The sequence below is a fragment of the Limosilactobacillus reuteri subsp. simiae genome (genome assembly GCF_020784875.1).
GTDB classification, from domain to species: domain Bacteria; phylum Bacillota; class Bacilli; order Lactobacillales; family Lactobacillaceae; genus Limosilactobacillus; species Limosilactobacillus reuteri_H.
In genome coordinates this window covers 1-339 of record NZ_JAJGUI010000051.1, presented here as the reverse complement: position 1 = coordinate 339, position 339 = coordinate 1, and the positions used below count along the sequence as shown (strand labels likewise).

The 339-nt window shown below is 41.9% G+C and carries 1 protein-coding gene; it reads left to right on the top strand.

Features of this window, described 5'->3' with window-relative positions; all coding sequences use genetic code 11:
* A partial coding sequence (locus tag LMC10_RS01445; protein WP_267866772.1) for a reverse transcriptase domain-containing protein occupies nucleotides 1–339 on the top strand: 339 nt, incomplete at both ends.

Below are 339 nucleotides of genomic sequence, written 5' to 3'. Positions count from 1 at the left end.
TACGCCTATCTTTGAGCGTGTTTTCTCTGATAATAGTTTTGGCTTCCGTCCCCACCGTGGGGCCCATGACGCTATTGCAAAAGTAGTAGATCTTTATAATCAAGGTTATCGAAGAGTTGTCGACTTAGACCTAAAAGCCTATTTTGATAACGTTAATCATGACTTGATGATTAAGTATCTCCAACAATATATTGATGACCCATGGACACTAAGACTCATTTGTAAGTTTCTAACTAGCGGAGTCTTAGACCATGGGCTTTTCGCTAAGAGCGAAAAAGGAACCCCACAAGGAGGGCCATTGTCCCCACTACTGGCGAACATCTATCTAAATGAGTTGGA